Origin of the sequence: Longivirga aurantiaca (assembly GCF_042660085.1) — a bacterium.
GTDB lineage: Bacteria > Actinomycetota > Actinomycetes > S36-B12 > CAIYMF01 > Longivirga > Longivirga aurantiaca.
In genome coordinates this window covers 1-2794 of sequence record NZ_JBHSTI010000023.1, presented here as the reverse complement: position 1 = coordinate 2794, position 2794 = coordinate 1, and the positions used below count along the sequence as shown (strand labels likewise).

The window sequence follows — 2794 nt, the reverse complement described above, 5'->3', positions numbered from 1 at the left end:
CGGCCTTTCGAGAGCCGGGCTTGAGCCTCGCCGTTACAGGTGGGCGGGGTAGTTCACCCGTGCGGCGCATCCCGCGCCCTGCGGCAGGCGCTTCAGCGGCCCGGGAGCCGCCGGCGGAGGACGGCGAGCACGTCGGTGACCTCCGTGATGCGCAGCAGGCGGGCGGCACCGAGGTAGGTGAGCGCTCCGAGGGACCCGACGAGGGCGATGATCAGGATCGCGGCGATCTTGGGGCTCCCGGGCACCCGGCCGGCGATCAGCACGAGCGTGGCGCCCATGACGAGGAGCATCGCGAGGCCGGCGAGCCCCATCCGGGCGATGGCCGCGAGGGTCTCCCGTGTGCGCAGGCCGCCGGTTGCCCGGGAGAGCACCACCCAGGCCACGACCAGCGTGAGCCAGTACGCCGCCACGTAGCCGATCGCGAGGAGCCCCAGGTTGCCCGGGCTCGGCCGCTGGGCCTGCAGGGTGACGAAGAGCGGGACGGCGATCGCGAGGTTGAGCCCGTTGAGCACCACCGTGAGCCAGAAGGCGGTCCGCGTGCGCTCGAGCGCGTAGAACGCCCGCTGGATCACGTAGTAGAGCGTGAAGGGCAGCAGGCCGAGCGCGAAGACCGCGGCCAGCGCGCCCGTGACCTGCGCCGACTGCGTCGAGGTCTGGCCGTAGTTGAACAGCAGGACGCCGGCCTGGGTGCCGAGCACGAGCAGCCCGATCGACGCCGGGACGATGAGCGACGCCGCGGAGCGCATGCCGCTGCTGACGTCGGCCGCGAGGTCCGAGCGCCGCCCGTCGTGCGCTGCGCGGCTCATGCGGGGCAGCAGGGCCGCGACGAGCGACACCGTGATCACCGAGTGCGGCAGGATGAACATGAGGTGGGCGTTGGTGTACGCCGTCAGGCCCGCGGGGGTGTCGCCGGCGCCCTGCGACACCGCGTTGACGCTCGTCGCGAGGCGCACGATCACGGCGTACGCGAGCTGGTTGACCAGCACGAGGCCGATGGTCCAGGCGGCGAGCCCGCCCGCGGTGCGCAGGCCGACGCCCTTCCAGTCGAACCGCGCGCGGTAGCGGTAGCCGCTGCGCAGCAGGATCGGCACGAGGACCAGCGCCTGCATCGCCACCCCGAGCGTGGTGCCGACGCCGAGCAGCGTCACCTGGGAGGGCTCGAGCGAGCCGTCGGCACCCGCGGCCGGCCCCGCGACGACCATGAAGAGCACGAACGTCGCGATCGCGATCGCGTTGTTGACCAGCGGCGCGAACATCGGGGCGCCGAACCGGCCGCGGCTGTTGAGGACCTGCGACAGCATCGTGTAGACGCCGTAGAAGAAGATCTGCGGCAGGCAGAGGCGGGCGAAGGCGACGGCGAGGTCGAACTGGTCCTGGGTGTACCGCGACGTCGCGTACAGCCCGACCAGCCACGGGGCGATAAGCACCGCCACGACCGCCACCGCGAGGAGCACGACGCCGACGACCGTGATGAGGCGGTCGGCGTAGCCGTCGCCGCCGTCGGCGTCGTCCTTCATGTGGCGGACGAGCTGCGGGATGAAGACCGCGTTGAGCGCGCCGCCGATGATGAGGATGTAGACGACGTTCGGCAGCGTGTTGCCGAGGGTGAACGCGTCGGCGACCACGCCGGCGCCGAGCGCCGCGGCCAGGGCGATCCCGCGCAGGACGCCGCCGAGGCGGGACAGCACCGTGCCCGTGCCCATGAGCAGGCTCGAGCGCATCACGCTCGCGCCCGCACCGGCCTGGGTGGCGCCGGACAGCTCGATCGGGTCGGCGGCGACGGCCTCGGCCGCCAGCTCGCGCGCCCTCTCGTCGTACGGCTTGTCGGCAGGCTCGTCGGCGGGACGGGGGCGGTCGTCGCTCACGCCGTACCCCCCGCGTCGTCGGCGTCGCCCGCGGTGCCCTTCGCCGCGCGGGTCGTGCGCAGCCGGCGCACGAAGTTGGCGCCGAGCAGCAGCACGAGGATGCCGAACAGCCCCACCACCACGCCCTGCGCCGCGCGGGCGTAGGCCGCCGAGCGCACCTCGGTGGTGGCGGGGTCGCCGAACGGCTCGCCCTCGGGCGTGAGCAGCATGATCTCCACGCTGACCGGCCCGGTGCCGAGCACGGTCGCGAGCACCTCGAAGGTCTGCTTCTGCCCGGGGGCGATCGTGACCGGCTCGACGTCGTCGGCCTCGAAGCGCACCCGTGGCGTGCCGGTGAGCCGCAGGCCGACCCGGGCCGGACGGTCGAGGTCGTTGGCCACGGTCACGGGGATGACGCCGGACTCGCCGGGCAGCGAGACCGGCGCGCGCGAGAGCACCTGCACGGCGCCGGATTCCTCGTCGATCGTGGTGGTCACGGTGCCGAGCAGCTCGCGGGCGCTGACGCGGTCGCGGCGCCACGCCCCGGACTCGGCGCGGGTGAGCGCCGTCTCGAGGCCGGCGGTGGCCGAGGAGCCGTCGTCGGGCGCCACGGACCGCAGTGCGGCGAGGTCGGCGCGCGCCGCCTGCACGGCGGCGAGGTACGACGGGCTCAGCTCGGCCGCCTGCGCGGACGGCGGGTAGTCGACGCGGGCCCGCGGCACCTCGCTCGCCGGCGAGGCGAGGAGCTCGGCCAGCGGCTGCGGCGTCGACCACGGGCTCTCGAGCGTCGCGACGAGGTCACGCGTGCTCGTGGAGTCGACCTGCCACCAGAGGTCGGGCGCGACCACCAGCGAGCGGGCGGTGGTGGGCAGCTCGAGCGTGGTCATCGCGATCGTGGCGATGGCGGTCTGCCGACGTACGACGGAGTCGACCAGCGCGGGGTCGACCGC

At 74.1% G+C, this 2794-nt stretch carries 2 protein-coding genes; both read right to left on the bottom strand.

The annotated features are described in order from the left end of the window. Nucleotides 1-92: 92 nt before the first annotated feature. Entirely contained in the window at nucleotides 93-1865 is a 1773-nt protein-coding gene (gene murJ / locus ACFQGU_RS16070) for a murein biosynthesis integral membrane protein MurJ (protein ID WP_386768650.1), read from the bottom strand. Further along, the coding region (locus ACFQGU_RS16065) for a DUF6049 family protein (RefSeq protein WP_386768648.1) at nucleotides 1862-2794 on the bottom strand (933 nt) is incomplete at its 5' end. The genes murJ and ACFQGU_RS16065, both read right to left, overlap by 4 nt.